The following is a 24,205-nucleotide window of genomic DNA, read 5'->3' as shown; positions in this document are numbered from 1 at the left end:
ATTGTGCACTCCAGCGCATTGGCAGCGTACCGCAGCGGCTCTAGGTAAAATGATGATATTGTGACGATCGTCGAGAAGCGGGAGACGAGGCAATGATACGGGATGAGAAGCTCCAAAGGATCATCGAACGCGCTATCCAATCAGCTTTCGTTGATTTTCCGGACGCGGGAAACGGGACGGCGTGGCCGAAAACTTACAAAGAGCCCAACGAATGCAAGACTATCGCAACAGCCGTCCTCGCCGCTCTCGAAAATGCAGGCTACACAATTTCGCTCGATGCAAACTGAGGCATCAAGGTAAGCCACCTAAGCCTCGATCAGGCCGCGCTCATAACAGGCTTTATCGTAAGGAAAAACGACCGCCGGATCGGGCCTGTGGAGACGACGGTGCTTTCCGGGATAGTGCAGCCGCCACAGAACATCGCGAATGATATTAAGTCGCGCATGTTCCTTGTCGCCGGCCCGGACCACGGTCCAGGGCGAGGTGACGGTGTGCGTCCGTTCCAGCATCTTGTCCCGGGCTTCGGAATAGGCCTTCCAAAGCTTCGCGCCTTGGCATCGATGGGGCTCAGCTTCCCTGCTTCAGGGGATCCCTTTGGCGGTCGGCGAGCCGTCGCTTCTGCTCCTGTTTCGAAATATCAAGATAGTACTTGAGCAGGGTAATACCCGAACGCTCAATCATTGCTTCGAAACCCGGCACGGTCTCGAGGAATTCCTCGGTTTCCTTCTTGGTGCAAAAGTTCATGACACGCTCAACTCCAGCATGGTTGTACCAAACTGCGATTGAACAGCACGATCTCTCCTGCCGCGGGCAAGTGCGAAACGCGACGCTGGAAGTACCATGAACACCGCTCCCGATTGCTCGGCGGCCCCAGCGCTACGATGCGGGTATCACGCGGGCTTAGATGTTCGACAATCGACTTGATCGTGCCATCCTTGCCGGCGGCGTCGCGACCTTCGACGATGAGAAGGATTCGCTGGCCGCGCTCAATCACGCTGCGCTGCAGCTTGACGAGCTCGATTTGCAGCCGGACCAGCAGCGCGTGATACCTATGGCGACTCAAATGTTGCGGAAGCGGTGGCCGGTTCTTCATGGTTCGATCCCTCCTAGTCGCCTCACTATCCAGGGTCGTCACGCCGACACGACGCTGTCCATCGTTTGCGGCCCTCCGACCAGCGGCCGCGTCACACTTGTCGGATCCTGTCGCACCGCGAAACTGATGTTGTGCTTGCACTTCGACACCCGTCAACATGACCGTATGAATGAATCGCAACGTTCTTGCTCGGTGCCTCGTCCGCAAATCCGCCCGGGTTTCGGTCGTCTGGATTGACATTTGCATGGGCACGTTCAACTCGGCCATACCCCCCGAGGGGACCACCGGATAAGGGCCTGTCAGACGCTGCCGCGGATTGGAGCTTGCGTTGATTACGCTGAAGGTTCTTCACACGACGACCTATCGATTCAACGAACACGTGCACCTGTTGCCGCACCGCTTGATGCTTCGTCCGCGCGAAAGCCGCGAGCTTCGTTTGATTTCGAGCAACGTCACGGTGACGCCGCATGCGGCCTTGACCTGGGCGCTCGATGTGGTTGGCGATGCAATCGCGACGGCCACGTTTCAGATGACAGCCTCCAACCTGGTGATCGCCAGCGTCGCGGAGCTTCAGCTCGACGCGGTTGCATGGCCGGTGTTCGATATCGCTGTCTCGGCTATGTCTTACCCATTCCGCTATTCTGATGACGATTGGACCGATCTCGGCGCCCTGGCTCTCCCCCAGTTCTCGGACACGGCGGGGGTCCTACGAAGTTGGGCACAAATGTTCGTTCGAGGAAGTCGGACTGATACGCTGTCGCTGCTAAAGGACCTGAGCGTCGGCGTTTCGGAAGCTGTCCGGTACCAGAGCCGTGAGGATGAGGGTACCCAAACGCCGGTAGAAACGTTAAATCGTGGCTGGGGGTCATGCCGCGATTTCGCGGTGCTGTTTACCGAAGCAGGACGCATGCTCGGGTTCGGAGCCAGGATCGTCTCCGGCTATCTTTACAATCCAGAGCAACAGAGCGTCGGATCGAGCAATGCGGGATCAACCCATGCGTGGGCCGAGGTCTTCGTACCGGGCGCCGGCTGGATCACTTTCGACCCGACGAATCGCAGCCTCGGCGGCCTCAATCTGATCCCAGTCGCGGTCGCGCGCGACGTCCGGCAGACGATTCCAGTGTCCGGCAGCTTCGTCGGCAGCATCGGCGCCTTCGCCGGGATGTCCGTAGAAGTTCTTGTCACATCATAGATCGACGCATTGGACCTTCGGCAACCCTTCTGATCAGTCGTTCAGCTTCAAGGCCCTCACGTTTTCTAGAAGGGACTTCAGGCGCCCGCTCATGATGGGCATCGCCTGTTGCGCCTACTCGTCAGTGGGCTTGGGCCAAAGAGTGACATTGCGATCAGTGATCGCCGTCCTAATCTGATGGCAAAATCCCTTTCGTTAAATTTTCTTGAATGAGCAATTTTGACCATAAGCTCGCGCCGCGTTGCGGCACAATACTTCTCACCGCCCTGCTCTAGGCATCCATCGATGATTGAGAGAATGTTTGCGAGGAGCGCAGCTATAGCCAAATGATTCCCGCTAACGGCAACACCCGCTGAAGGATCGCCGCTAGGCAGAATGGAATTGGGCGATTGGCATAACCTGTCGACAGACTTTCAGGGCTGTCGCTGACCCACGTCAATCCACACGAAACAAACAAATCGGCGATAGCTGGAACTCTTGTCGGCTTGCCCTGTTCATTCTTTGTCCGATTCCGGACGCATAAGAATTGGTGGATACTATGAAAAGAATTCTATTAGCGACAGTCTCTGTTCTCGCATTCGCTTCTCCGTCATTCGCGGCGGAGACTGGCAAAACCGTTGGCCAATCGCCCTCCTCGTTCTACCTGGCTCAGGATACTGCGACCATGAAGTGTCAGATCGTCGAGAGCCAGCCTGCTGCCGGCGGCAGCATGAAGGTTGTCGGCGCCGCTCACACGACAAAGGCCTCGGCAGAAGCGGCTTTGAAGGCGGACAAAACTTGCGCCAAGTAATCGGTTAAGTCGCGGCGCGAGTACAAAGGCGGCTCTGCGAGTTCGCTAGAACCACGAATCCTCGGATCCGCCCCCACCAGCGCCTCGAGCGCCCTGGGTCGAGGTTCTTTATCGGCCAGCGGCACGCAATCGACTTGCCGCTTGAGATGCTCCAAATTCGAGAGGATACGACCATGAACCAGCAGACAATGAAATACGCGATTGCGGTCGCACTCTTCGGTGCGGCGACGCTCGCCTCGGTGCTGCCTTCGGGGGCAGCTCCGATCTCGCCGAGCACGACTCTTCTGACACAAGCGGCTTCTTCGTCCGGGGTGACAGAAATCTACTACCGACGCCACTACCGCGGTCGCGGCTACTACGGCGCTCCGGGGGCCGCAATTGGCCTTGGCATCCTGGGTGCCGCGGCTGGAGCCGCCGCTTATGGAGCCTACGGTGGTAGCTATTACGGGCCGGACTACTATGCGCCAGGCTACTACGGCGGCCCGTATCCCTATCGCCGCCAATACTACGCCCCGTATTGAGCGCACGAGCGACGCTGTTTGGGCGTGGCAACCTCTGTCACAGACCATGCCCACTCAACGCGCGCTCGAGCGCACTGGAGCGCGATGGCGCGGCTGCGCCCTTGTGATCCGGTCAACTGCATCGGCCCCTCCTGCGGACTTTTGCAGGAGTCGGCGAATCGGAAGACAGACAAAACTTGCGCCAGGGAGCTAAAGGCGCGAGCGCGGGGCTGGTCTATCGGCTCGACCAGCAATCCCGAAGCGACTCACTCGTCCCGGCAACGCCACGGGCACCGCCGACCACGAGCCAAACAATGCCAAGGCTGCCTCTCTCAAGCTCAAACTGCCTCCTGCTCCGCGTCCGCCGCGCCGGGTGGCATTTCAATCGAGAAGAAGTAGCACAGCACTTGCCCAGTGATGCCGCCGACAGTCGTCGCCGGAAGCTTGAAGATCGCGCACTCAACTCCGACGACCAAGAGACCCAATATCCACAAGGTCCCACCAAAGGGTCGGACAATGTCGATCGGACTTATCCTCATCATCCTCCTCATCATCTTCCTGCTTGGTGGCTTCAGCGGCCGCTTCGGCGGCTACGGCTACGGCTATGGCCACGGTGGGATGGGGGTCATCGGTACCATCCTGGTCATCCTCGTCGTATTGCTAGTTCTGGGTCGGCTCTGACCCTCGCAGGGTCGGCTGTGTCGACCGGGCGCCTCCCAAAATATCCTGTCCCCGGCGTACCGGGTCCCAACGAGCCCCGACCAGCTGAAGCCGACAATGCCCGCCGATGAACGGGTGTTTGTGCCTGCCTCGGTCCTGCTGCAGCGGCTGCACGACGAGGCACCGGCAAGATCGCTTTACCCTGGGCTGGCTGATGGGTCGCCTACACAAGCACTCCTTCGGCCCCTATTATGCTGCTGCTCGCTGTGGTCGCTATTGCACCGGGTGTCTCGATCGTAGCCGGCCTGCTACTCATGATCCCCGCGTCCCAGATGATCGCGGTCTTCGGTCTAATCACGGGGGCGGCCAACCAGGGCGGAGCTATGCACTTCCCAAAATCCAGTAACGGTGGGGTGCGTCCTGACTGGTTTGGTAACAATTCTCACCCGCCACCCGGCTGCAATGCAAAGTGCTGATTTTGAGATATTGCACAAGGCGTCCTCACGGAAATCCGTGAAACGGCGAGAATTCATCACGCTTCTCGGCGGCCGCTTTTTGCTGGTTCCTGCAAAAAAGGCCCAAGCATCTCTGCCGGGCCTTCGTTATTGTTGAGCTCTGAACGAGTAGGACTTAAAAATCCATACCACCCATGCCGCCACCTTGAGGTATGCCGCCACCGCCGGCGTTCTTCTTTGGCAATTCGGCCACCATGGCTTCGGTAGTGATCAGGAGCGCCGCAACAGAAGCCGCATTCTGAATCGCCACACGAACGACCTTGGTCGGGTCGATGATGCCCTTGGTGACCAGGTTGCCGTACTCGCCGGACTGGGAGTCAAAGCCGTAGCCATACTGATCCTTCTCCAGGATCTTGCCGACGATGACGGAGCCGTCCTCGCCAGCGTTGATCGCGATCTGGCGGGCCGGCGCAGACAGCGCCTTGCGCACGATCTCGACGCCGGTCTTCTGGTCATCGTTCTTGGTGCGCAGCCCCTTGAGATGCTCGGAAGCACGCAGCAGGGCGACGCCGCCGCCCGGCAGGATGCCTTCCTCGACGGCCGCGCGGGTCGCATGCATCGCGTCATCAACGCGATCCTTGCGCTCCTTCACCTCGACCTCGGTCGCGCCGCCGACGCGGATCACCGCGACGCCGCCCGCGAGTTTGGCAAGACGCTCCTGCAGCTTTTCACGGTCATAGTCCGAGGAGGTCTCCTCGATCTGCGCCTTGATCTGCGCCACCCGCGCCTCTATGTCGGCCTTCTTACCGGCGCCGCTGACGATGGTGGTGTTCTCCTTGTCGATCATCACCTTCTTGGCGCGACCGAGCATGTTGAGCGTGACGTTCTCGAGCTTGATGCCCAGATCTTCCGAGATCGCCTGGCCGCCGGTCAGGATCGCGATGTCCTGCAGCATGGCCTTGCGGCGATCGCCGAAGCCCGGAGCCTTCACGGCCGCGACCTTCAGACCGCCGCGGAGGCGGTTCACGACCAGGGTCGCGAGCGCTTCGCCCTCGACGTCTTCCGCGATAATCACAAGCGGCTTGCCACTCTGGACGACGGCTTCCAGCAGCGGAAGCAGTTCATTCAACTGAGATAGCTTCTTTTCGTGGATGAGGACGTAGGCGTCTTCCATTTCGGCGCGCATTTTGTCGGCGTTGGTGACGAAGTACGGCGAGATGTAGCCGCGGTCGAATTGCATCCCTTCGACGACCTCGAGTTCGGTCTCGAGCGACTTGGCTTCTTCAACCGTGATGACGCCCTCGTTGCCGACCTTCTTCATGGCGTCGGAGAGGAACTTGCCGATCTCCGCATCGCCGTTGGCCGAGATGGTGCCGACCTGGGCGATCTCCTCGTTCGAGGTGACCTTCTTGGAGTTCTTCACGAGATCGGCGACCACGGCTTCCACCGCGAGGTCGATACCGCGCTTCAGGTCCATCGGGTTCATACCGGCGGCAACCGCCTTCGCGCCTTCACGGACGATCGCAGCCGCGAGCACGGTCGCGGTGGTGGTGCCATCGCCAGCTGCATCTGCCGATTTGGAGGCAACTTCTCGCACCATCTGCGCGCCCATGTTCTCGAACTTGTCCTCAAGCTCGATCTCCTTGGCGACAGTGACGCCGTCTTTGGTGATGCGGGGGGCGCCGAACGACTTGTCGAGCACGACGTTCCGGCCCTTGGGCCCGAGCGTGACCTTAACCGCATTGTTGAGAATTTCAACACCGCGCAACATCCTGTCGCGGGCGTCGACGCCGAACTTAACTTCTTTGGCCGACATAATGATCTCCGTTTTCAACTGGTCAGATCCTAAGGACCGTGCGACTGGACGAGCCCTTAAGTGGCGGGACTTGAATTTGCAGGCCTCGTCCTTCGAGACGCGGGCTGCAGGGACGGCTCAGGATAAGGAAAATTGGCTGGCGTCTATGCGACCTTCTTCTTGGCGGCGGGCAGCTCGGTGAGAACGCCCATAATGTCGCTTTCCTTCATGATCAGTAGTTCCTGACCATCGAGCTTGACCTCGGTGCCTGACCACTTGCCGAACAGGACGCGGTCGCCAACCTTGAGATCGATCGGAATCAGCCTGCCGGATTCATCGCGGCCGCCTGGGCCAACCGCCGTGATCTCGCCCTGCGAAGGTTTTTCCTTGGCAGTGTCCGGAATGATGATGCCACCAGCGGTTTTGTCTTCGGCCTCAATGCGCTTGACCACAACGCGGTCGTGAAGCGGACGGAATTTCATGCTGTCCTCCTGTTTTCTTGTTGTTGTTGCTTTGGACGAAATGGCAGTCGTGGCCAGCGAGTGCTCATCAGCACATAAGCCGCCGCAAGGGGACGTACAAGACCGTCCCGAAACGATATTCTGCTCAGAGCAACACGAAATAGCTGCCAAGACCGCGGCGGCTAAGGATCCGGTGAAGGCCAGCTGTGTGGTGCGAAAGTCGTTGGACGCCGCATCATCAGATTTAAGAAAGCTTCCCATCGCGCAGGGGCATTGCGTTGTTCTCGACGTGCGCCAGAATGCGCCGGACGTCGGTCGCTTCTTGTGCAGCCATTCAGCGGTGCTTGTCGAGATCGAGTGGCGCGTCACTCACGAGGCGCGTCGGCATCAATGCGCTGAGCGTCAGCCAAATCGACCGGGTCGATGGAAATCCTCTCCACCGTTGAAGTGCGCGGCGGCGCCGCCGGCACAGTGATCATAGTGGCAACCCGGCGAAACGCCTCGAACGACAATCCTTCGATCATCTCCTCATCGGTGATGACCTCGTAGGCACCCGGAGGCAGGAGGCGGTCGATGCCCTTGATCCGGAAGGGATGCTTGAAGGTGACCGTTTCGCGTCGGGAGCGCATGGTCATGATCGGCTATCCTTCAGAAACGGCTTTGCATCGGCGCGATAGTGAAGCAATCCGTTTACAGTGCTCTTTGTGCCGAGATTAGCTAACTCTTTACCATGAGATGGCTGCGAAGTCACCAAACACAAGGCAATACACATCGCGGATTTGTTATAGATGCCGGCGGACGAAATGCTTGCTGATGCCAAGTGAAAAAATGCGAGTTGGCGATCGGCAAGCATCGCGACTCGGAGAGAAGAAATGCTATCTCGCAAATCTACCAGCCGAGATAGACTTGCAGCGGTTGGCTACAACCGTCATGGCGCGATGGGACGGTTCTGGCACGGTCTTCATCGTCACGCTCTTATGACGATGGTTGCTTACGCCTTCTTGCAGTACTTCCGCATTGCCAAGACGGGGCGCAAAAATGAAACGACGGCCACCACCTCAGCCCAACCTGCCAGCCGCGCGTCCCGCCATCGTCGCTCTCATTCTTCAGCCATCAGATCCGCGATACGGGTACTGCAGAACACAGGTCAGCGAAGAGCAAGGCGTGAACAAATCTGCCAAAGTCGTGTTAGCGCCCACCCGAAGCACCTTTATGATCATGCAGGAAACGGGCGATCCGCGTCTTCAACACGGTGGCGTCGTGCGATTTGCCCGAGGCCGCGTGCTCGAAGAGCCTGCGCTGGACGTCAGTAGGCAGATCATTCCATTCGCTGACAAGGGCGGCACCCAGACATTCCAGGACTCTGCGCTCCACATCGCGCAAATCGCTGGCTTCATAGGGTAAAGGCCACGCCAACTCCTGCGCTCCGCCTTCCTCGTCCCAACGGTCGAGAGCGGTTGCCATTTCTTCTCCCGACGTTGGCCTTCGACCTTTCTTTTTGACCATTCGATATAGTCGCATATATCGGCATTAAGCGCCATTCGCTCGATCGCGGGGCGATCCGAAGCGCCAATCCTTCCAGTACCGAGAATGCCGCGGCCGGGGAACTCGGTAGTTCGCCCATCGGTTATTGCAACGGTTTGTTCGCGCGGCGTACAGACTCAAGGTTCACCATGGATGTGATCGTTACACCGGCAGAGGGAGGCACGGTTTGGCAGCTGACGGACCTGCTCGGCCGCTCGATGGGGCGCATCACGGCAAGCGCTCCACGTCAGTTCATGATCCACCCGGAGGGCCACGCATCGGAAACTATGGCCGGCATACAGCAAGGGCCGCACGCCTCGCTCGACGCCGCACTGGCTGAGATCGAGAGGCACACCCGGGGCGTCTGCCGTCGAAATCCTGGCGAAGATCAGCTTTAGACAGCGCCCAACAATCCAGATCGTCGGCAGAGTATCCTATATTTACTGCGGGAAGATCTATATGTTTTACAGGTAACGCCCGCCCAGATTGCCTGATGACGGGACCGTCAGTTCCGGTAGAAGGAATTGTGGATTTTCGCGCGAGGACCGATGTGGGCTCCGGCGGATGTCACCGCCGATCATTGCGTTGCCGTGTTCGCCGAGATCTTTTGACGGCTCGGGTCGACGCAACCCTGACAGTGCGGAGGGAACCCGCTTGAGCCGCTTGGTCATCGTCTCCAACCGTGTCGCCTTGCCGGCAGAAGCTGCGCAGCGCAGCGGCGGGCTCGTGACCGGCCTCGTCGACGCTCTGCATCAGGCTGGAGGCTTATGGTTCGGGTGGAGTGGCAAGCTTGGAGAAACAACACCAGAGCCGAACGTTTTTGAGACCGAGAGAGTGACGTACGCTACCGTCGATCTTACCCGCGCGGACCATGACGGCTACTATAGCGGCTTCTCCAACGCGGCACTGTGGCCCTTATTCCACTATCGCCTTGACCTCATGAACTTTACCCGCCGGGACTTGGCCGCCTATCGACGGGTGAACGCCGTGCTCGCCGACGCCCTCGCGCCCCTGCTCAGCCCGAGTGACCTCGTCTGGGTGCATGACTACCATCTGATCCCGATGGCCGAGGAACTTCGCCGCGCCGGCGCCACACAGCGGATCGGGTTTTTCTTGCATACGCCGTTTCCGTCTTTGGGGGTGCTGGCGACCCTTCCTCACTACGGCGACCTGCTGAAATCACTGTGCGCTTACGATCTCGTCGGCTTCCAGACGGTGGAGGATTTGACCGCCTTCCATGACGCCATCCTTCGCCGTGCAGGAGGCACGATTTCGTCCGATGGCCACGTTCACGCTTTCGATCGGGATCTACGCGCCGGCGCCTTCCCGATTGGTATCGATACTGAAGCCATCGCCGAGATGGCCAGTGGCGCTGTGAAATCTCGCACGGCACGCCGGCTGCAGGAGAGCCTGCGCGGGCGCAAGCTCATCATTGGGGTTGACCGGCTCGATTACAGCAAGGGACTCGAGCACCGGTTCAAAGCGTTCGCCGCCTTTCTCGACGGCTATCCCGCGTACCGCAACCACGTCCGCTTCCTGCAGATCGCCACCGCAACGCGCAGCGACGTTCCTGAATACCGTGCGCTGCGACAGAGGCTTGGTGCGCTGGCGGGCGACGTGGCCGGTCGCTACGCGGAACTCGATTGGGCGCCGATCCAGTATTTGAACAGGAGCTTCTCGCAGCGCTCGCTCGCTGGCTTCTTTCGGCTCAGCCGCGTCGCTCTTGTCACTCCGTTGCGCGACGGAATGAACCTGGTTGCCAAGGAGTATGTCGCTGCACAGAACCCCGATGACCCTGGCGTGCTCGTTCTCTCGCCCTTTGCCGGCGCGGCCTACGAACTCGACGCTGCCGTGATCGCCAACCCGTATGACCCCGACGCCGTCGCCGAAGCATTGCAGACAGCGCTGGGGATGCCACTTGGGGAGCGATGCGAGCGTTGGCGGGCCATGATGGTGGTGCTACGCCGCAATAGCATTGCGGCGTGGCGCGAGAGTTTCCTCGGAGCACTCAGCAGCTAACTGTGGATGTCGTTCGGGACGTGGCATCGGTGCAGCAGGTCGCGATAATCTCGTTTGTCAACGAGGCCGCCCCAGTCCGCCGATAAGGTGTTACTTCGAAATCATCTCCGGGGCGGAAATGATCCACGGGTGACGGGACTACCTGCATCCGCTTGATCGTCCCGCCGAACCAGAAAGACCAAAGGCGAATCGCCTGCAGCATTCTCCGTTTTCGCGTCAACGTAGTACACTTCTTCTTCTGGCTTGGCGCGACGCACCCTGATCGGCGACTTCCCATTCCAAAGCGGCCTGTGTCCGATCATCATTCGCTTCAAATCGTCTTGCAGCCAGTGCTCCTTGCCGAGTTCTCTGGCCTGACGAGCAGCTCTGAACGCCAGAATGGGCTGACCGTCGATCTCCAAAACGAAGACGGTCGGCGGCGGCGCCTCGGCTTTCGCTGGTATAGTCATCCGGATCACTCCTTCCTCTGCTGGCCGACGCGGCCTTGCGAACCCGGCGTCGCGGCCAGCGCAGGACGCCTCGTCGCCTTTGTAGCTACTGCCCGCCTGATTCAGATTCACGGATTTTCGGCAACAGAGATCAGGCAACAACCGTCGATGGTAGTACTAGCTTCCTCCCGTGGCCCGTAGACCCTTCTCAACTGTGGATGCAACAAATGACCAATGAGCAAACCCATAAAGTCCACCTCAGTCCAGAAGACCAGGAGCGGCTGCGAGAACTCCGGACTCAAAAGCCAGCCCGCAACTTACCCAAGCTCGCACTGACGCCGGGCGCGATGCTTGCTGACCGGGTCGCTGAAACAGTTGGTTCTTGGTGCTTCATCATCATCCAAAGCGTCCTTCTTGGCATTTGGATCATGCTGAACATGATAGCATTCATCAGACATTGGGACCCTTTTCCCTTCATTTTGCTGAACTTGGTTCTTTCCTTCCAGGCGGCTTACGCAGCGCCCATCATCATGATGAGCCAAAACCGCCAATCTGAGATTTGAGCTGCTGCCGGTTTGATGGACACCGAGATCAGGTGTTTCATGAAGCCGGAGGTGGGCGATGAAGAGACGGAAGTTCAGTCGCGAGTTCAAGGTCGAGGCGGTTAAGCTGGTGCGGGAGCGCGGGGTATCGGTGGCGCAAGCCGGCCGGGACCTGGATGTTCATGAGAATGTTCTGCGCAAGTGGGTGAAGGAGCTTGGCGCCGATCCGGTACAGGCCTTTCCCGGTCATGGGCAGATGAAGCCCGAGCAGCACGAGATCGAGCGGTTGCGCCGTGAGGTCGCCAAGCTGAAGGCCGAGCGGGATATCCTAAAAAACTGTCACGGGCCGTTGCCCGCCTGCGCGCGGTAGAAACAGCCCGTGCTATCCTCGTATCTCGGAGGGTAGCGGCCGTCAGCTTATTGGAGGCACTAGTCCCCGTTAAAAAACGTGGTCCATGGGTGCATGCGAACTTGAGAGTGGTGACGCCGTTCCTGCGGCGATCCCGATTAGGAAGATGACGATTGGCATAGCCCAGACCCTCCTGCCCACAATCGGATGGAGGATTTGCGATGCCCAAGAGGACGACCGGTGACCGCCCGGAATTGAATCCCGTCAATGTTGGCGCAGCCGCCATCGACATTGGATCAAAAATACACATGGCAGCGGTCGACCCGATCTGCACCGACACTCCGGTACGTGCGTTCGGCACATTTACGCAGGACCTGCATGATTTGGCAGACTGGTTCAAAGCCTGCGGCGTGACTAGCGTCGCGATGGAATCCACCGGGGTCTATTGGATCCCAGCCTACGAGATTCTCGAGCAGCGCGGGTTCGAGGTCATTTTGGTCAATGCGCGTTACGCCAAGAACGTGCCTGGGCGCAAGACAGACGTCAGCGATGCCGCATGGCTGCGCCAGCTCCATTCCTATGGTCTGTTGCGCGGGAGCTTCCGCCCTGATGCCGAGATCGCAACCCTGCGGGCTTATCTGCGTCAGCGCGAGCGGCTAGTGGAATACGCAGCCGCTCACATCCAGCACATGCAAAAGGCCCTGATGGAGATGAATCTGCAACTTCATCACGTTGTCTCTGACATCACCGGTGCGACCGGGATGCGGATTATCCGAGCGATTGTCGCGGGCGAACGCAATCCCGACGTGTTGGCGACCTACCGTGATGTACGCTGCCATTCCTCAATTGAGACGATCCGCGCCGCACTGGTGGGCAATGATCGGGATGAACACGTCTTCGCGCTCACCCAGTCGCTGGAACTCTATGACACCTACCAGGCCAAGATGCTCGACTGCGATCGCAAGCTGGAATCCTTGATAACGGCGCTGACGGACAAAGGGGCCAAGCCAGTCGGCAAGCTCCCCAGACCGCGGGTGAAGACCAAGCAGGTCAATACGCCATCGTTCGATGTGAGGGCCGCTCTATACGGCGTCCTCGGCGTCGATCTGACCGAGATCCATGGGCTAGGTCCATCACTTGCATTGAAGCTCATTGGCGAGTGCGGCACCGATTTGAGGGCTTGGCCGACCGCCAAGCACTTCACCTCCTGGCTGTGCCTGGCACCGGGCAACAAAATCTCGGGCGGCAAGGTGCTCTCTTCGCGTACTCGGAGATCATCCAGTCGGGCAGCTGCGCTGTTGCGGCTGGCGGCCACCACCATCGGACGGAGCGATACGGCGCTCGGCGCATTTTATCGTCGGTTGTCCTCTCGTGCGGGTAAAGCGAAGGCCGTGACGGCGACCGCCCGCAAAATTGCGGTCCTGTTCTACAACACCCTCCGGCACGGCATATCCTACAAAGATCCGGGTGCCGACCACTATGAGGAACAATATCGTAGCCGCGTCCTCGCCAATCTGAAGCGGCGCGCCAAATCGCTGGGCTTCGTTTTGCAAGCTGTTCCCTGCGGCCCTGAGGTGGCTGTTTCTTAGGAAGGCCGCAGCTTTCTTCGCGAAGGAAGCGACATGAAGTTCGTCTTCATCGCGAAGCACCGGGCGATCTGGCCGGTGAACTCAAAACGGGATTTGGGAGCAAGGTCAAGGCCGCTGCCATTATAAACGTTCGTGCCCTTCTCTCGTCCATAACGGTACCTACCCTCTGCCGGCCGAGCGAGCTCGAGCCAGGCCTGCGCGACCTGAATCCAACGCTGCCGTTGGAAACCATCGGCGTTGACGGCCTCCTTCATCGCCGCCTCAGCCTGATTTTGAGGATCGATGTCGCCGCCCATGCGGGAGATATCGTACCAGCAGTGCGTAAACGATAGATGGCGATCGCTCCGTAGGAATCCGGGGGACTGTGTTTGGATGGAGGTGACGCCCAGCTCGTGGTCCCTAATCCTTGGGGAGCGCGACACCAGTCATCTCGCCCACACGGGTGATGAGCTGATCCTGGAATCCACGATCGGCTGCCTCGCGCGCCGGCTCCTCCTGCTTGTCATTCGGCCTGCAATATTGGCTCTGACGCAAGTTTGGTGCAGCGCCGACTATTCTGAACGAATTAGTCTGGCTTGAAGCAGATCGATTTTGCCGCGGCCGTACATTTTGACGTCGGACGAGCTTGAGGCGCGTGATCTGACCTTCAGTCTGGCCGTTGGACCATGGTGAAGTGATTGCCGCCCGTACCGCCGCCTCATCCTTCGCGACGCCGCTGGAGAACGAGGCGACGAGACTGGCGCTGGCGCGGGCGCGCTCGATCCATGGGATGAGGCCCGCCTCGGTCTTGCGTCGGATCATCAGGTGGAATTCGGCGATGATCTCGCGTGCCTCGACCAGGGTTGGTACACCAGCTTCGATCGCCGAGACCGTGACGGCCTCCGCTTTCGTGAGCAAGTCTCGGCCGATGGTCATCAGGCGCGCGATGGTTCTCGCCGACGGAATCCTTTCAACTGAGGCGGCCTTACTTGCCCAAGGTTCTCTCAAGAGACGCCAGCCTATCGAGCTGACCGGCTAAACCCCGCAAAGTTCGGGCGATGTTCTTGAGGACGGCGGCGCGATCCTCGGAAGGGCTAGCCTGACGGGACAGTGTAGAATAGTGGTCCGCAGCTTCCTGGCACAGTGCAACGCTGATCATCATTGCCCTTATTCCGGCCATGGCATCCTTGCAGGCATGGCAGATCAAAACTGAGCAAAATTGATCAAGGCACCACAAATGGTTTGGCAACTGCATTCCAGTTCCTCAGATCTGGCCAAATTCAAAACAGGCCACTCCCAGAATCAAATTAGGCCACGGAGATAGGCCAGCCGCCCGGCCCATAGGAACCTTCCAGAAAACGAGAAACAAAGGCCACGCGCGTGAACGAGAGGCTACCGGCTGGTGCCGCCTCTCTGCGCTAGTAGTCTATGTCGGAGCGCGCAGACCGGGTGAATCCAGCCATTTAACCGAGGTCTCGATCCGGCTTGCGATCAGTAAAAGTTCGTTGCGTCGACCGCCATGAGCCATACCCTCAGCCTGCTTGCGCAAGTCAATTGCCTCGTCCTCTAAGCGGTATTGAAATATCGATGATTGCTTGAACATGGGTGCTCCCTGTTCGGTTAGGCGGGAGCGCAACTGGGGTTCTCAGCACAGATAGAAGCCATGCGCCGGACGGTGATGGGTGTTGTTAACACTTGTGGCAGACCAGGTCTGAGCAATTTTGACCATCCGCTTGCGCGGACTCGGCGACCGGCCGGCGCGCCCCATAAGAGTACGAGTCGGTTAGAACGGCCCGCCAGGCGACGAGAATTTAGTGGTGGCTTGCCTTCAATATGCCGAGGCGTCCGACGCCGGCGGCCTTAAGCGGGCCTCCGCAGGAGGAACCACTGCGCAACGCTTTCGTTGTGTGCTCTCCCAACAGCAAAGGACACGATCATGGACCGCGAACATGTGAAGGGCGCTGCCGACAAGGCAAAAGGCGCCATCAAAGAAGGTGCCGGTAAGCTCACTGGCGACAAGGACATGGAAGCCGAAGGCAAGATCGACAAGGCCAAGGGATCTGCCCACAATGCGGCGGGAGATGTGAAGGATGCAGCGCGGGACGCCCCTGACGCCCTCAAGAAATAAGCAGAAGAGAAGACAAAAACTAGCCGCCTCCGGGCGGCCCTCTCTTTTCTGGTGGGGAGACGGCTTCTTGGATCTTTTGATTCCGAAATGGCGCGAGGCTTGGAAAGGCCCGTCCTCGCCCCGAACCTCAATTTTCGTGTGCGCCGGCCGTTCGCTGCTCTTCCTTACTGAGGTTATCAGCCACCAAGCGTGAGGGAGCGTTTGCATCCTGTAGGAACAGCTAGTCAATGCTTGCGTTGGCCGCTACGAGCTCTGCTCAGGAAGATTCGTATGCGGAGAGAGCGTTGGATGGTGATCGGCGCTTGGTCGTCAATTGCTTTGATGGCGAGTATCTGCACGCAGATCCTTTCAAACGCCTCGATTGACCTGCAAGGTGTGCCGATATCCGATCCGTCTCTGCTTATGGTCTCGGAGAACAGCCCGTATATGCGGAATGAGCGCTAGGCCGCTCTAACGCTGCTGGTACGCCCTAAGCGTACGGTGGCACGTTCACTAGCGTACCTATCAGGCGCAGAAGAGCCTGGTGCTCGGGTCCTTTCGGCTCCCTTCGCAAGAAATCGCCGAGTTCAATGTGTGTCAGTCGGCCGCCAGAAGGCGCATTTGGCTGATGAATGATGAAAGCATGGCCATTGGCCGGCTCGCGTCCCAGAAATCAAGCGTCGCCGTTGGTACTACGATATAGCTCACGTCGTTCGTTCATCTGACGCTCCTTGTGGGCTAAAGCTTCAAAATTCATCTGGCCGGTTTCCCCGCTCGCAGATCGAGGCGGCGGAGAAACGCCTGCGTATCAGCTAAGCCCGACTCCTCTGCTTACCTCGCGGGCTTCTCCTGGCGCGAGTCCAACAGTCAGGCCGAGCGCTGCAGCTTGCTCCGGGGCGGTGCCCCCGCGATCGATTAGTTTGGCGGTCCATCCCTCCGGGATGGCATCCAAGACGAGCTGAACGGCCTCTTCTTCCGTACCGGCTGCTAACCAAAACCGGCACTCGCCATCGTCAGTAGTGACCTGCAGAAGATGCGCTTCCATGCATGTGAACAGCCAAAGCCATACTTTGTTGCTATCCCCTACTCGCGCCGCGCGTCCTAGGTATCAAACGCCATCCGGAACTGCCCCCTTTGCGTCATGAAGAACTGCCCCCACCATCTGGGTTATGATCTCGGTTGAAGGTTGTTTCCGCCGGTGACGGGCCGGAGGGAGGCGGAGCCGACCGGAGGGCCGTCACCGGCGGGCGGCGGCTGGATGAGGCCGCTCTTTCGCTTGGCGCGGAGCCGGTAACTATCGCCGCGGATCGTCAGCACGTGGCTGTGATGCAAGAGCCGGTCGAGGATCGCGGTGGCGACCACGGGACCGGCGAACACGGTGCCCCATTCGGCAACACTGCGGTTCGAGGTGATCAGCATGGCGCCAGTTTCATAGCGCCGGCTGACCAGTTGGAAGAAGAGATGTGCCGCGTCGGGTTCCAGCGGCAGATAGCCGAGCTCGTCGACGATCAGCAGCTTTGGCTTCGACAGCGCGAGCAGTTTCTCGTCCAGACGCCGTTCGCCATGTGCCTTGACAAGGCCCGCGACCAGCGTCGTCGCGGTTGTGAACTGCACCGTGTAACCGGCCAGGATCGCCTCTCGCCCGAGCGCGATCGACAGGTGCGTCTTACCGACGCCCGGTGGGCCGAGCAGCAGCACGTTCTCACCGTTGGCGATCCAACGTGACGCGGGCAGGTCGCGGATCTGTTTCGGATCGATCGACGGCTGCGCCTCGAAGTCGAAGCCCGCAAGCTCCTTCACGGCCGGGAAGTGTGCAAGTTTTAGTGCCATCTCGATACGGCGATGATCCTTGCGCGCAATCTCGCGCTCGCACAGCAGGATCAGTGTCTCACGCGCCGACAGGTTCGCGCGCGCCGCCTCGTCGAGCAGGCTGTCGAGCTGATCGCAGATGCCGGAGAGCTGCAGTCGCGCCAGCATGGCATCGAGCGGATCGGTCGTTGCTTCCATTATCTTCTTTGCCGCGCCATCAGAAGCTTCCTCCGACCATGGCTTCGTATTCGGCAAGAGGGCGCAACAACGACGGCGGTGAGGACGGCGCCAGCACCGCCGCCGCGATCTCAGCCCGGCGGACCGCGCCAGGGCCGGACTGGATCCATGAGGTAAAGCACGACGGCCATCGGATGCTGGTCATCCGGGAAAACGAGCGCGTCCGGCTGCTCTCCCGCAACGGCAGCGACTGGACGAAGCGTTATCCCTGGATTGCTGAGGCCGCGCTGAGGAACCGCCAAAAGAGGTTTGTGATCGATGGCGAGGCCGTGATCCTTGGGGTGGACGGCATCAGCGACTTCAACGCGCTGCACAGCGGGCAACACGACCATAAGGTGCAGCCGCGCCTCTTGTCAGTTTATCGACCGACTGCGCGCGAGTGCGTCATGGGATAGACTGTGGCAAAGCCCCGATGCAAGTCGCGCGCAGGCAGGCCCGGAGTCTCGTGCACTGACAACTATTCGGCCTCAACCATGATTGAGTTTCCGAACCATAGTCGTTCACGCGGCCTGCCGTGCGATTTGGGGGACACGACAGCGCTATTGAGGCACCGTTTTCATAAACGAAGATACGCTGACTTCGCCCGGCCTGCGCGCTCCGACATAAATTTCCCGCGAATGGCGAAGGCCGCCTCAGTTGGCATCGGTGATTTTGCCCTTGCCCTCGCGGGGCTTGCATTTCGTGGGGTAGATTTTTTGGCCCGGTTGCACTGGCAGCATCACCGCAGCGAAGCCCCTTCCATTGCATCCCGGACAGGTATGCTCATTGATCTTCGGATCATGTCGAACCTTTCAGGCCGCCGCAGATGGTGGCCTCTTTCAGGGCAAGCCTGCGGCGTCGCCCTTGGCGCGAACCGGACCGGTCGAGCCGGTCTGGCAGAGTCCGTCGAGTGAGCTAAACCGGAAAAGCGCAGCTCGGCGAATTAAGCAGGCTACCTGATCAGATCTGAATGTCGACCGAAGTTATCGGCGGACAAACTGTCAGAGAGGTTCGCGATGAAGGACGCCATCGCTCGCAACTACGATGCGGTCGAAGATGGTGGTGAATTGTTCCTAATTGCAGTCCGCCGCAGCGGCTCTTTTTGCCAGGCGGGACGGTTGGACGCACAGCAAAGCCTATCCGCGCGCTCCGAGGGCAATCTTATTTGCGCCTGGGCTCGTTATTCGAACCTTCGATCCCCATATCCATATCTGTCCTGGTCAACCAACGAGAGGGCTCTGCATGTTCACATCCGAGCAGCATCGCCCAAGGGCAACCGCGCGCGGCGAACTCGTCAAGGGTTCTCAGCTTAGGAAACGCGTAAATTCAAGACCTGAAGGGACGGATTCGTCTTTTTGACGGATGACAAGCGAGGGTTCGCGGAGGCTTGCAACGGCTCCGTTCTCATCCCGGAGCAGGACCATCCCCGCGGCGCAGCCCTCGCGGCTGACGAGGAGTACATTCTGCGTAGGTCGGTGGAGACAGCGGAGCTCCGCGGGCAGATTGCCTGATTTCTGCACAACCACAAGGATGATTCCGGTCGCGGCAAATTGCCTGTGACAGAAGGCACGCCTGCCGATGCGAGATCCAGTGCTCTGGCTGCGCCAGCGTCGTTCTGGCTGTATGTTTTAGCCATCACGGCGGGAGCGTAACACCCTCAGTCACCTAGGAGAGCCCGTGCAGTAGCACCTCGGACAGACCTCGTGACAAGCTGCGGGAAGCGGTGACACCTGCGCGCTTCGCCAACGGCACAATCTGCTTGGCATTTGAAAGCTCACCTCATTGGTAGGTGGCGCTGCCTTAATCCATTCCGCAGGCCAAGAGGCGGTAATACTAATCGCGGGAATGCAGCGAGCCCACAATTGACTTCGCATCGGCCGCTGGGCGCAGCGCGTACGACCTCGCGCTGCGATGCCATCCCTTGTGGGATTGCGGCGACTCAGAGAGTTTCGTCGGAGGCATAACACCGCAGATTTTTCAGACCGCCTCCATTGCCAGTCATTATTGATTAGGCGTTGGACCGGAAACGGAGTAGCGTCTTTGTAGCGGCCAAGCGGATTGCTTGCCCGACAGCTGCCAAAACGGCGACGCACCGAAGTCCTCGCCTCCATCTAAATGGCAGCACATTGCCGTCGGTAGGCAAACACTTTCCAAAATTGCTGTTCCAAACACGGGAGTGCCGACCACGTCGCGCGCGTCAGGCAATCGCAGAAGGAAGCACGACATGAAAATGAGCAATGTAGTTCCTAGTGCCCTGTCTGCGGCAAAGTACACTTATGGCGCGGCGACCATATGGGTCGCTCCTTCTCCCCTCATCAAATCGGCGCATTTCCTTGAAAGGATTGGACTCGCCACGATTGGAGGCTCGTGCGGCATGTACGTGGCCGCAGCGTTGATGCGCCTCGAACACGAACTGTTTGGAAGTGTCTGGTTCATCTTGCTGCTGATGCTCTACGGAGCTTTTAGCTTCTATATCGGCATCGACCTACCTCGCCATCGTGCTCAGGGGCTCCCGGAAGAGCGAAGCCACACCGATGCGGCTGAGATCTTCAGCGCAGCAGGCACATTCATTGCCGCGATCGCAGCGTTTCTATCTGTCAGCATGATTGTCGTTGATCAGGTCGTGTCTCACGGTTCGATCGTTGTGATCGCAGGCTGTTGGGCAATCGGTTCTTCAGTTCAAATTGCTGCCGGTACCATCGCGCGCAACTCCGTGGTCGAAGCTGGTAGGGAGTAACTTCCGATGGCAATTGGACCGACGCCGCTGGCCGATTTTTTTTAGCGCGCGACAGTGAGAGGGCACACCGACAAGACGTAGCAAATAGGGAAAGTCATTAGGATGATGAATCAACGTGTAGTCTATTCTCCAGAAGAGCTTGCCAGCTTCAAAGCAATTTTTGAGGATGCGATAGGGTCATTCTCACCCACTGTGCTCACGACCTCCAACCGTTTGCAGGTTGCGCAGAACATCCTCGCTCGTGCTGCGACCGGTGAGCGCAATCAGAACGAACTGCGGCGTGCGGCATTGGCATCAATTGCTTAGCAAGCCGACGGGTGTGGGTATCAAGCCGCCTTCAACTTGGAGTCCCTGCTCCTCGCCTGCACCTGCGCTAAAAATATTCACATTCGAGTTCCTGGAACCATCCTGTCGCGAGCCCATTGGCTCACTGACACAATCACCTTTGGAGAAATGCTATTATGAAAACCTTCGCAATCACTCTGGTAGCCGCCGCAAGTACGCTTATTGTGACCGCCGCTTCAGCCGCCCCACTTTCCGCCAGTGTATCGATTGCACCGGAGAGCAACATTCAAAACGTTCGCATGGTCTGCAATGAAGATGGTCGCTGCTGGCGCGAACGCGGCGAACGCCATGTTATCATCCGCGACGGGCGCGATGCTTACGGATATGCTCCTCGCGAGCGTTACATCGAGCGGCGCGGCTATGACGACCGTTCCGGCGTCGGCTTCCGCGCTCCCGGCGTGAGCGTCGGAATCGGGACCGACCGCTACTGAGAGACGACGGGATATCTATGAATGGCCGCGGAGTACTCCGCGGCCATTTTCATTGAGGCCATCTTCAAATGGCATAGATCGAACGCTTCACTCGGCGTCTGACGCGCAGTCTCGGTTAAACTTTGCCGCTACCCCTCGTGGCCAGTCGAGAGTATTCAGATGGCCAGGTCGAAGCACATCGGCAGTTTCGCCGATCAGGCGAAGGCCAGAAGCACGATCGGTTCAAAAATTTGCGGGGACCAGGTCGTAAGAGCCTCTGCTGCCGCGGACGTACACCTTGGCAGCGGCGGCGCAGATCAAGTCACGGTTGGAATCGAATGCGCGGAGGAAGCCCGGCTCATCGCAACCGATATCCGGTTGAATTCGCTTCAGCGCATTTTCGTTGATGAAAAACGATGCCTCAATAGCGCTGTCGTGTCCCCAAAATCGTACGGCACGCCGCGTGCGGTCATATGACCGGCTATGGTTCGGAAACTCGATCATGTTGCCGGGGCCGATCAGTTGTCGGAGCACGAGACCTCCGTGCCGGCTGCACGCGATTTGCGTCGCGGCATATTCGATGGCGATAGCCGATCCTGTCTCCGACGCACTCGCGTGCAACCGGTCGATACGCTGACAAGATGTGCTGTAGCCAAAGCTTGGCGCGAAGGGAGGGAGTTTGGAGCGATCCGGTTGCGCCAGCCTCCAAATGGCTATGGTGGAAGCGGATTACAACCCCGCTCGATCCTGTCACAGCAAATAGTTGCGCCTGGCCTCGTTATTCTGCGGATCGGCACTATATCCTAGACATCACCGCCCACCCCTCGGCTGTTATCGGTGACTGAGAGCATTGTGCTCCCGCCGCGACCTAGAGGCGGTTACTATGTCAGATATCTCCAAATTCAGCGTTCGCGAGTGGCTGGTGCCTCCGGTACTGCTGCCGGTCTTTTTTGTGCTGCTGATCGCTGCTGCGATGCTTATTCAGTGGTAGTTTCCCTCGGTGGGCCTGCGCCGTCAGCTCAAGCCAACCGCTCATTCCGGCCAGTCAAGCGAGTCCAATCGTCGTTAGCTTGCAAGCTGAACATCCGGGCGGCAGACGCCCTGGATAGAGCCCGCAAGATGCCGCCGGGAGACGAGCGCGCGGATGCGATGAAAATGGCTAAGATCCTGGAGAACGCCGCTGAAATGCTCGAGCATTTCAGCGGCAGGGTCGGCGTGCCAGCAAAATGACGGTTGAGAGCTATCTTCTTCCCGCGCTCCACCGTTCAGGCCCAATCTCGGATAATTAGTGAAAACAGCACCTGGGCATGGATCGTAGGGGCACCGAGATGCTTGTCTCAGATCAATCGCTTGTTTCAGTCACACCCGTTTTTCCGTGGATGCCCATCCGATGGTGCCCGATCTTTCACGCAGTCCGGCCGTCGTTCTCGTCGTAGAGGACGAGATGATGCTCCGCATGCGCGCGGTCGACATGGTGGAAGACGCCGGTTACACGCCGCTTGAAGCTCTGGATACCGACGAAGCCGTCGCAATCCTGGAATCCAGGTCCGACATCGCGCTCATGTGCACCGACATTCAGCTGCCCGGCAGCATGGACGGACTGGGTCTTGCGCGTACCGTGCACAAGCGTTGGCCGGCGATCAAGATCATCCTGGTGTCGGGGCATTTGAACCCATCGAGCATCGATCTTCCCCCCTGCAGCAGATTTTTTGGCAAATCACTCCAAGCCTGGCAAATCATAGCTGAGCTACGCAGCATGATTGGCCACGCTTGAATCTCGTGGTTTTTGGCGCTGTCTGCCGTCAGACGCTTCAATGCGAACGCTCGGCGGAAATCAAGTGCGGTACCCAGCCCGGGGTGATACAGTTGCAAATGCTCGAAGTTGATCTCCGCACAGACAAGCGCCCGGGCGGCGCAGAATTCCGGCAGGACTTCCTGGCGGCAGAGAATGTCAGCCTGCGGCTACTCCTGGCGCAAGCTGAGATCAATACAAGGAGTCTGCTTGCCAAGGCCGGCATCGACGCCAAAGAGCGCGAGGGATCCGACAAGCTGCAGAAGCTGATCCTCGAAGAGCTGCACCACCGCATCAAGAACACGCTCGCGACCGTCGCCGCAATCGTCTCCCAGAGCCTGCGCAACCTGCAGGGGGTTGAGCACGCGCAGCGCGCCATCGAGGGCCGGCTCTTGGCACTCGGCCGGGCGCACGATCTCCTTCTGCAGGCAAAATGGTCCAGCGCCGATCTTGGCACGGTCGTTCGCAGCGCCATCGAAGCCTTCGACAATCCCGACGAATCGAAATTCTCGATCACGGGACCCGATATCCGGCTGGCGTCCGGTGCCGTCATCGCCGTCGCGATGACGCTCAACGAGCTTTGCACGAATACCACCAAGTTTGGCGCCCTGTCGGTCCCGGAGGGACGCGTCGACATCATCTGGACGGTGGACCAAGCGACACAACGCTTGCACCTCACCTGGACCGAAAAGAATGGCCCGATCGTCCAGCCGCCCGCAAAGCGCAGCTTCGGAACACGGCTGATCGAAACCCTGGGCAAGCAGTTGCGGGGTGACGTGCAACTAACCTATGCGTCGACGGGGTTTTCGTACACGTTCGAAGCGCCGATAGCCGCACTGAGCACCCCGGCCACATAGCTCGTGCGCGACGTATCGCGTGAGTGGACTCCCTTTTCGGGCTTCGGGCCCCTAGGTCTTGAGCGATTTTACTTGTTCATCTGCCGGCAGCCGGCAGACGAGTTCGCAATTGGAGCATTCGAAAGTCCGCAGGTCAGGATTGCCGTGGTCGGATTCGATCCGGGTCAGCGTCATGCGGCCCTGGCACTTCGGACAGCGCGGTCGTGCGATCGGAATAAGCGAGGGCTCGGGGCGCGCGAAGATTTCGGGCATGTGATGCTCCTTCCGGGTCGGGGCCGTTCACCTGTGGTCGTGAAGCGAATCGGACGGCACCAAAATCGCGCACCACCTGACCGGCTGCTGATCAATATTGCTCACATTTTCCGAGAAGTGATTGCAAGATCGGTCAAGGAGTCCGGCCCGCATTCGCCGCATCCCGAAAGCGTACACCCCGTAGCCTCGATCAACCCGCGTCCTTTCTGAAGTGCCGGCTCCCGGACTGAGCAATATTGCTCAGCAAGACATCCGGACGCGGATTAGCATTGGGTTCGATCATCGCATGTCCTGCGGTAGCCCG

Annotated in this window: 27 protein-coding genes and 3 pseudogenes; 16 read left to right on the top strand and 14 right to left on the bottom strand. The window is 59.2% G+C overall.

What is annotated here, in order from left to right:
- Positions 1 to 305: 305 nt before the first annotated feature.
- The 3 genes from JEY66_RS45080 to JEY66_RS45070 are packed head-to-tail and all read right to left on the bottom strand — an operon-like array spanning position 306 to position 1,093.
- A complete protein-coding gene (locus tag JEY66_RS45080) occupies positions 306 to 509 on the bottom strand; it encodes a hypothetical protein (RefSeq protein ID WP_253576680.1) in 204 nt (67 codons plus the stop codon).
- Positions 510 to 567: 58 nt separating this feature from the next.
- Complete coding sequence (locus JEY66_RS45075; RefSeq protein WP_253576683.1) at positions 568 to 744, bottom strand: polyphosphate kinase 2 family protein; 177 nt, start codon at positions 742 to 744, stop codon at positions 568 to 570.
- 7 nt (positions 745 to 751) lie between these two features.
- On the bottom strand, positions 752 to 1,093 hold the full coding sequence (locus JEY66_RS45070; protein WP_245287112.1) for a polyphosphate kinase 2 family protein: 342 nt from the start codon (positions 1,091 to 1,093) through the stop codon (positions 752 to 754).
- A gap of 328 nt (positions 1,094 to 1,421) precedes the next feature.
- Here JEY66_RS45070 and JEY66_RS08795 point away from each other — a divergent pair, with 328 nt between their 5' ends.
- The 3 genes from JEY66_RS08795 (at position 1,422) to JEY66_RS08785 (ending at position 4,256) form a co-directional block, all read left to right on the top strand.
- Positions 1,422 to 2,285: a transglutaminase family protein gene (locus tag JEY66_RS08795; RefSeq protein ID WP_016844143.1), complete on the top strand. Its 864-nt coding sequence runs from the start codon at positions 1,422 to 1,424 to the stop codon at positions 2,283 to 2,285.
- Between the two features lie 936 nt (positions 2,286 to 3,221).
- The gene (locus tag JEY66_RS08790) at positions 3,222 to 3,596 is read left to right on the top strand and encodes a hypothetical protein (protein WP_016844145.1); all 375 of its coding nucleotides are present in this window, start codon (positions 3,222 to 3,224) and stop codon (positions 3,594 to 3,596) included.
- Positions 3,597 to 4,091: 495 nt separating this feature from the next.
- Positions 4,092 to 4,256, top strand: coding sequence for a DUF3309 family protein (locus JEY66_RS08785; protein WP_016844147.1), 165 nt, complete (start codon positions 4,092 to 4,094; stop codon positions 4,254 to 4,256).
- Positions 4,257 to 4,865: 609 nt separating this feature from the next.
- Here the strand turns inward: JEY66_RS08785 and groL are convergent.
- The 3 genes from groL to JEY66_RS08770 form a co-directional block, all read right to left on the bottom strand.
- Positions 4,866 to 6,506 carry a chaperonin GroEL gene (groL, locus tag JEY66_RS08780; protein ID WP_018273526.1) on the bottom strand — a complete coding sequence of 547 codons (1,641 nt, stop codon included), beginning with the start codon at positions 6,504 to 6,506 and terminating at the stop codon, positions 4,866 to 4,868.
- A 143-nt stretch (positions 6,507 to 6,649) separates the two neighbouring features.
- Positions 6,650 to 6,967: a co-chaperone GroES gene (locus JEY66_RS08775; protein ID WP_016844160.1), complete on the bottom strand. Its 318-nt coding sequence runs from the start codon at positions 6,965 to 6,967 to the stop codon at positions 6,650 to 6,652.
- A gap of 344 nt (positions 6,968 to 7,311) precedes the next feature.
- Positions 7,312 to 7,581 carry a hypothetical protein gene (locus tag JEY66_RS08770; RefSeq protein ID WP_016844161.1) on the bottom strand — a complete coding sequence of 90 codons (270 nt, stop codon included), beginning with the start codon at positions 7,579 to 7,581 and terminating at the stop codon, positions 7,312 to 7,314.
- Positions 7,582 to 7,768: 187 nt separating this feature from the next.
- On the opposite strand from JEY66_RS08770, the pseudogene JEY66_RS08765 reads away from it, so the two are divergent.
- Positions 7,769 to 8,106: pseudogene (locus JEY66_RS08765) on the top strand (IS701 family transposase); the annotation flags it as partial.
- A 28-nt stretch (positions 8,107 to 8,134) separates the two neighbouring features.
- Here JEY66_RS08765 and JEY66_RS08760 read toward each other — a convergent pair.
- The gene (locus JEY66_RS08760) at positions 8,135 to 8,410 is read right to left on the bottom strand and encodes a hypothetical protein (RefSeq protein ID WP_018648614.1); all 276 of its coding nucleotides are present in this window, start codon (positions 8,408 to 8,410) and stop codon (positions 8,135 to 8,137) included.
- A gap of 209 nt (positions 8,411 to 8,619) precedes the next feature.
- Here JEY66_RS08760 and JEY66_RS08755 point away from each other — a divergent pair, with 209 nt between their 5' ends.
- Positions 8,620 to 8,868: a hypothetical protein gene (locus JEY66_RS08755; RefSeq protein WP_018273528.1), complete on the top strand. Its 249-nt coding sequence runs from the start codon at positions 8,620 to 8,622 to the stop codon at positions 8,866 to 8,868.
- Positions 8,869 to 9,124: 256 nt separating this feature from the next.
- The gene (locus JEY66_RS08750; RefSeq protein WP_018273529.1) at positions 9,125 to 10,489 is read left to right on the top strand and encodes an alpha,alpha-trehalose-phosphate synthase (UDP-forming); all 1,365 of its coding nucleotides are present in this window, start codon (positions 9,125 to 9,127) and stop codon (positions 10,487 to 10,489) included.
- A gap of 101 nt (positions 10,490 to 10,590) precedes the next feature.
- Here the strand turns inward: JEY66_RS08750 and JEY66_RS08745 are convergent, their stop codons facing one another.
- Positions 10,591 to 10,938 carry a hypothetical protein gene (locus tag JEY66_RS08745; RefSeq protein ID WP_210291010.1) on the bottom strand — a complete coding sequence of 116 codons (348 nt, stop codon included), beginning with the start codon at positions 10,936 to 10,938 and terminating at the stop codon, positions 10,591 to 10,593.
- A 206-nt stretch (positions 10,939 to 11,144) separates the two neighbouring features.
- On the opposite strand from JEY66_RS08745, the gene JEY66_RS08740 reads away from it, so the two are divergent.
- The 3 genes and pseudogenes from JEY66_RS08740 (at position 11,145) to JEY66_RS08730 (ending at position 13,397) form a co-directional block, all read left to right on the top strand.
- Positions 11,145 to 11,480: a DUF1003 domain-containing protein gene (locus JEY66_RS08740; RefSeq protein WP_016844166.1), complete on the top strand. Its 336-nt coding sequence runs from the start codon at positions 11,145 to 11,147 to the stop codon at positions 11,478 to 11,480.
- 58 nt (positions 11,481 to 11,538) lie between these two features.
- A pseudogene (locus JEY66_RS08735) lies at positions 11,539 to 11,793 on the top strand (transposase); the annotation flags it as partial.
- 236 nt (positions 11,794 to 12,029) lie between these two features.
- Complete coding sequence (locus tag JEY66_RS08730; protein ID WP_018273530.1) at positions 12,030 to 13,397, top strand: IS110 family RNA-guided transposase; 1,368 nt, start codon at positions 12,030 to 12,032, stop codon at positions 13,395 to 13,397.
- Here the strand turns inward: JEY66_RS08730 and JEY66_RS08725 are convergent.
- The 3 genes and pseudogenes from JEY66_RS08725 to JEY66_RS08715 all read right to left on the bottom strand — a co-directional run bounded on the left by JEY66_RS08725 (position 13,394) and on the right by JEY66_RS08715 (position 14,979).
- The gene (locus JEY66_RS08725; RefSeq protein ID WP_016844170.1) at positions 13,394 to 13,693 is read right to left on the bottom strand and encodes a hypothetical protein; all 300 of its coding nucleotides are present in this window, start codon (positions 13,691 to 13,693) and stop codon (positions 13,394 to 13,396) included. The two genes, JEY66_RS08730 and JEY66_RS08725, sit on opposite strands and share 4 nt — an antisense overlap.
- Positions 13,694 to 13,948: 255 nt before the next feature.
- Positions 13,949 to 14,351, bottom strand: a pseudogene (locus JEY66_RS08720) (transposase); the annotation flags it as partial.
- Between the two features lie 451 nt (positions 14,352 to 14,802).
- Positions 14,803 to 14,979: a hypothetical protein gene (locus JEY66_RS08715; RefSeq protein ID WP_168388417.1), complete on the bottom strand. Its 177-nt coding sequence runs from the start codon at positions 14,977 to 14,979 to the stop codon at positions 14,803 to 14,805.
- Positions 14,980 to 15,312: 333 nt separating this feature from the next.
- On the opposite strand from JEY66_RS08715, the gene JEY66_RS08710 reads away from it, so the two are divergent.
- Positions 15,313 to 15,504: a CsbD family protein gene (locus JEY66_RS08710; protein WP_016844172.1), complete on the top strand. Its 192-nt coding sequence runs from the start codon at positions 15,313 to 15,315 to the stop codon at positions 15,502 to 15,504.
- Positions 15,505 to 16,650: 1,146 nt separating this feature from the next.
- Here JEY66_RS08710 and istB read toward each other — a convergent pair.
- The gene (istB, locus tag JEY66_RS08705) at positions 16,651 to 17,490 is read right to left on the bottom strand and encodes an IS21-like element helper ATPase IstB (protein ID WP_018273532.1); all 840 of its coding nucleotides are present in this window, start codon (positions 17,488 to 17,490) and stop codon (positions 16,651 to 16,653) included.
- A 38-nt stretch (positions 17,491 to 17,528) separates the two neighbouring features.
- On the opposite strand from istB, the gene JEY66_RS08700 reads away from it, so the two are divergent.
- The 4 genes from JEY66_RS08700 (at position 17,529) to JEY66_RS08685 (ending at position 21,021) form a co-directional block, all read left to right on the top strand.
- Complete coding sequence (locus JEY66_RS08700) at positions 17,529 to 17,924, top strand: ATP-dependent DNA ligase (protein ID WP_240536845.1); 396 nt, start codon at positions 17,529 to 17,531, stop codon at positions 17,922 to 17,924.
- A 1,808-nt stretch (positions 17,925 to 19,732) separates the two neighbouring features.
- Positions 19,733 to 20,245 carry a hypothetical protein gene (locus JEY66_RS08695; protein WP_016845161.1) on the top strand — a complete coding sequence of 171 codons (513 nt, stop codon included), beginning with the start codon at positions 19,733 to 19,735 and terminating at the stop codon, positions 20,243 to 20,245.
- 102 nt (positions 20,246 to 20,347) lie between these two features.
- Entirely contained in the window at positions 20,348 to 20,551 is a 204-nt protein-coding gene (locus tag JEY66_RS08690; protein WP_125459137.1) for a hypothetical protein, read from the top strand.
- A gap of 155 nt (positions 20,552 to 20,706) precedes the next feature.
- Positions 20,707 to 21,021 (top strand): hypothetical protein, encoded by a 315-nt coding sequence (locus JEY66_RS08685; protein ID WP_026193321.1) that lies wholly within the window; start codon positions 20,707 to 20,709, stop codon positions 21,019 to 21,021.
- Positions 21,022 to 21,243: 222 nt separating this feature from the next.
- Here the strand turns inward: JEY66_RS08685 and JEY66_RS08680 are convergent, their stop codons facing one another.
- The gene (locus JEY66_RS08680) at positions 21,244 to 21,534 is read right to left on the bottom strand and encodes a DUF1488 family protein (RefSeq protein WP_240536844.1); all 291 of its coding nucleotides are present in this window, start codon (positions 21,532 to 21,534) and stop codon (positions 21,244 to 21,246) included.
- A gap of 856 nt (positions 21,535 to 22,390) precedes the next feature.
- On the opposite strand from JEY66_RS08680, the gene JEY66_RS08675 reads away from it, so the two are divergent.
- Positions 22,391 to 22,774, top strand: coding sequence for a response regulator (locus JEY66_RS08675; protein ID WP_016845156.1), 384 nt, complete (start codon positions 22,391 to 22,393; stop codon positions 22,772 to 22,774).
- A gap of 98 nt (positions 22,775 to 22,872) precedes the next feature.
- Positions 22,873 to 23,649 (top strand): sensor histidine kinase, encoded by a 777-nt coding sequence (locus tag JEY66_RS08670; RefSeq protein ID WP_016845155.1) that lies wholly within the window; start codon positions 22,873 to 22,875, stop codon positions 23,647 to 23,649.
- Positions 23,650 to 23,700: 51 nt separating this feature from the next.
- On the opposite strand, the gene JEY66_RS08665 is transcribed toward JEY66_RS08670, so the two are convergent.
- Positions 23,701 to 23,901: a hypothetical protein gene (locus JEY66_RS08665; protein WP_014493230.1), complete on the bottom strand. Its 201-nt coding sequence runs from the start codon at positions 23,899 to 23,901 to the stop codon at positions 23,701 to 23,703.
- Positions 23,902 to 24,205: the final 304 nt, after the last annotated feature.

Origin of the sequence: Bradyrhizobium elkanii USDA 76, from assembly GCF_023278185.1 — a bacterium.
Classification (GTDB): Bacteria; Pseudomonadota; Alphaproteobacteria; order Rhizobiales; family Xanthobacteraceae; genus Bradyrhizobium; species Bradyrhizobium elkanii.
The sequence above is the reverse complement of the archived record's forward strand: the minus strand, read 5'-3'. Positions and strand labels throughout refer to the sequence as shown.